General features: G+C 61.3%; 3 protein-coding genes and 1 pseudogene. 2 read left to right on the top strand and 2 right to left on the bottom strand.

Annotation, left to right across the window (positions count from 1 at the left end; genetic code table 11):
* Positions 1-276: 276 nt before the first annotated feature.
* Positions 277-441: pseudogene (locus Q4E95_RS12200) on the top strand (ISL3 family transposase); the annotation flags it as partial.
* A gap of 267 nt (positions 442-708) precedes the next feature.
* On the opposite strand, the gene Q4E95_RS12195 reads toward Q4E95_RS12200, so the two are convergent.
* Together Q4E95_RS12195 and Q4E95_RS12190 are read right to left on the bottom strand one after the other, a co-directional pair.
* Positions 709-1185 (bottom strand): hypothetical protein, encoded by a 477-nt coding sequence (locus tag Q4E95_RS12195; RefSeq protein WP_303383562.1) that lies wholly within the window; start codon positions 1183-1185, stop codon positions 709-711.
* A gap of 154 nt (positions 1186-1339) precedes the next feature.
* Positions 1340-2389 (bottom strand): NAD(P)-dependent alcohol dehydrogenase, encoded by a 1050-nt coding sequence (locus Q4E95_RS12190; protein ID WP_303383561.1) that lies wholly within the window; start codon positions 2387-2389, stop codon positions 1340-1342.
* 238 nt (positions 2390-2627) lie between these two features.
* On the opposite strand from Q4E95_RS12190, the gene Q4E95_RS12185 reads away from it, so the two are divergent.
* The gene (locus Q4E95_RS12185) at positions 2628-3074 is read left to right on the top strand and encodes a hypothetical protein (protein ID WP_303383560.1); all 447 of its coding nucleotides are present in this window, start codon (positions 2628-2630) and stop codon (positions 3072-3074) included.
* Positions 3075-3230 lie beyond the last annotated feature (156 nt).

The following is a 3230-nucleotide window of genomic DNA, read 5'->3' as shown; positions in this document are numbered from 1 at the left end:
CGATCGCCCGCGCCACGTACATCACCCGCACTCCCCTGGAGCACTTCGAGTTCGACGAACTGGCGGAGGCAACACCGAAGACGGATGCGGAAGAGGATAAATTTTCGGAACACAATTGATGTTGTACGAACGTGCCGGCCGGTGAATGTTTACAGGCTCTTCCCAGATGATGGTGTGATGGACGTTTATCAGGGTGTCGACGGGTCCGTATCCGGATAGGGGTCAATGCCTCTCGAGGATGAAGGCGTCTGCACGCCTCATCTGGGAGAACTCGACGTGCCTGAAGCTACCCCTGATCCGGGATTCACCTGCATTGACCTGACCTCGTTCTGCCGATTTGATGAACTTGGTCTCGAAGCGACCGGGCAACGCCTTGAACCGGGTCCCGTTGTGCTCGCGTACCGCATTGTCGAGGACGATCGGCTGTGCCGTCGGTGCGGATGAGAGGGGCCACCGCGCAACATTGGGAGGCGGCAGCTGGCTCACCAGCCCCCGGCCTCACGCACCCCAGCCCGTGCCAACAACGTCACGCCCTCTTACAGCTAGGCCGTCAGGATCACTTTCAGCACCTTGGTTCCAGCGGCACGGAACGAAAAGTCCGGGGCCGCCACATGTGGCCTCCCCGGACTTTTCGTTTGTGTTCTCGGCCTGCGCCGCGCGAACCTAGTACTTCGATTTCTCCGCACTGCCCGCCGAAGGTGTTGCGGATCAGGACTGATTGAGCTTCGGCGCCTGCTTCAGCCGCAGCTCTTCCAGCTCGTTCTCCTGCTCCCGAGCGCGATTGAGCAGTTCCTCGAGCTTGGACTTATCCAGGCGGTCATCGTCAACCTCAAGGAGCATGCGCCAGCCCAGTGATTTGGCGTGAACAGCGGCCGTGAGTGCCTCGAGCTCCTCGACGTCCGACAGCGGCGACCGCTGGGTCACTCGCTCATTCAGCTTGAGCCGGGCGATCTTCTCGGCTGCCCGTGCGGGGATATCTTTGAGCTGGCTGGGCTTGACATCGAAGGCCGACATGATGGTCTCGAGTGAGCGCTGATCCTCGGCCACGTCGTAGGCAATCCGCCCAACTTTCGACCTGACCTCGCGGTCACCGTGGCCGTCAGCAACCCGCCGGAACGCGTCCAGTCCAGCCGCGGAACCCGCGTGGTGATCCTGTAAGTAGGTCTCAATGATCTTGGTCGTCATGAGCTAAGCCACCTTTCTATTGTTTGTCCCCACCCTACGGAATCCGCACATGAGCTGCCACCATCCGCAGGGGTGGCAAGGCGGCGTCGTAGTTGGTCCGGGGACAGGGAAAGCCCGCGGGCCAAGAGGACCGCGGGCTTTCCTGGATTCGTTGTCAGGCGTGCGGGACGACGACGGCGCGCGCGGACAGGGCGCCGTCACGCAGCTTTTCGTACGCCTCGAGCGCGTTGTCGAGTGTGTATTTCTCAACGGCCGGCACGATCTGGCCGGCGCGGTACATGGCGACCACCTCGTGGAGTTCCTCGATGGTGCCCCAGTAGGTGGACGAGAAGTTCACCTCGTAGGGCACGGCGAAGAAGTTCCACGCGAACTCGCCGCCGGCGATACCCACGACGGTCAGCGAGCCACGCTGCGCAACGGTTGCAGCACCGAGCGCAATGGTGGGGGCGGCGCCGACAAAGTCGAACACGGCGTCGACGCCGCGGCCACCGGTGAGTTCGCGGATCTTCTCAGCCTGGCCCTCGCCACCCGGGACGGTTATTGCGCCGAACTTCTCGGCCTCGGCCATGGCCTCGGGCTTCATGTCCGTGGCGATGACCGTGGCACCGGTGAGGGCCTTGAGGATCTGAACGCCTATCCGTCCCAATCCGCCCAGACCGATGACCAGCGCGGTGCTGCCGCCCTTGTCGAGATATGGGAGTGCGCGCTTGATGGCGTGGTACGGGGTAAGGCCGGCGTCGGCGAGGGGCGCGGCGGCCACGGGATCGACGTTGTCACCGAGGGGCACCAGGTTGCGTGCGGGGGCGACCATGTACTCGGCCATGCCACCGTCGCGGCCGATGCCGTTGGCCATGTAACCGACCTCGTGCGGATTCTCGCAGTACGTGTCCTGACCGCGCGTACACGGCGGGCAGTGGCCGCAGCCGATGGGCCCGTAGCAGAGGTACGCGTCGCCCTTGGTGAATCCGGTGACACCGGCACCGACCTCCTCGACCCAGCCGGAGTTCTCGTGACCGAGGATGAACGGCGGTTCGATGAGCCCGCCGTTGGGATCGGATTCGAAGTCCTTGAAGATCGCGACGTCAGAGTGGCAGGCACCCGCGCCGGCAATCTTCAGGAGCACTTCTCCCGGGCCCGGAGTGGGCTTCTCCACCTCTTTGAGAACGGGGAATTTCTTGAACGATTCGACGACAACTGCCTTCATCACTGCTCCCTTCGGTATAAGAACAATGCTATCGAGAGGGGCTTACGAGCGGGGAATCAACGGGACCTTTTCCCCACCAGTGAACGCGGTTGTTTACCCCCTGAGCGGAAAGGAAATCCCAGAATTTGAGAGTCGATGGACGACACGCGGGATGCCTGCTCTTGACACACAACGTCCGCAGGCTCTGGGGCGTTCTATCCTCGTCGAGATTGCTCCCCCACAATCAGAAGGATCCAACATGAGATTCCAACGCACCATCTCCAGCATCGTGGCGCTTCCCTTCCTTGCACTGTCCCTTTTCGCTTGTGGCGGCAACCAAGGACAAGAGGACATACCTGTCGCGGCCGAGACGGCAGAATCTGCACCAGACCTTTCTGGTACCTGGAAACAGGTCGAAGCAGACACGGATTACCACCAAGCCTCCATCGAAGATGGTTCCATCACCATCAATTGGGTGAGCGAGGAAGATAAATCCAGATCCTTGTACTGGGCCGGTAGTTTCCAGGCACCGGATTCCGCGGGCCCCTATACATGGAATTCCAAAGGAAATATGAAGGAAATGGAGTCAGCGCTCCTAGCATCCACCAGTGCGTCAAAGACTTTCACTTATGACGATGACCTCATTACATATGAGGTGAGTGCCCTAGGAACGACAACGACCATGCAGCTGGAAAAACTGGACTAACCACTGGTAGGGCAGGCCGCCACATGCCAATGGTCGCGGCGGCGCCTCGGCTTGGGACACGGCTGCTTCGGTTGTCCGCCACTGCCCCGTAGTTTAGGAGGGGCACGTGAGTGCCGCTTTCGTCCGGGTACCAGGCCGGAGATCTGAAACCTAGGA

Source organism: Kocuria sp. (genome assembly GCF_030536815.1).
GTDB classification, from domain to species: Bacteria; Actinomycetota; Actinomycetes; order Actinomycetales; family Micrococcaceae; genus Kocuria; species Kocuria gwangalliensis.
The sequence above is the reverse complement of the archived record's forward strand: the minus strand, read 5'-3'. Positions and strand labels throughout refer to the sequence as shown.

What these genes read in the sequence shown, in the direction of transcription:
- Q4E95_RS12195 (WP_303383562.1), bottom strand. Translation starts at nt 1,185, where the DNA reads ATGACGACCAAGATCATTGAGACCTACTTACAGGATCACCACGCGGGT.
- Q4E95_RS12190 (WP_303383561.1), bottom strand. Translation starts at nt 2,389, where the DNA reads ATGAAGGCAGTTGTCGTCGAATCGTTCAAGAAATTCCCCGTTCTCAAA.
- Q4E95_RS12185 (WP_303383560.1), top strand. Translation starts at nt 2,628, where the DNA reads ATGAGATTCCAACGCACCATCTCCAGCATCGTGGCGCTTCCCTTCCTT.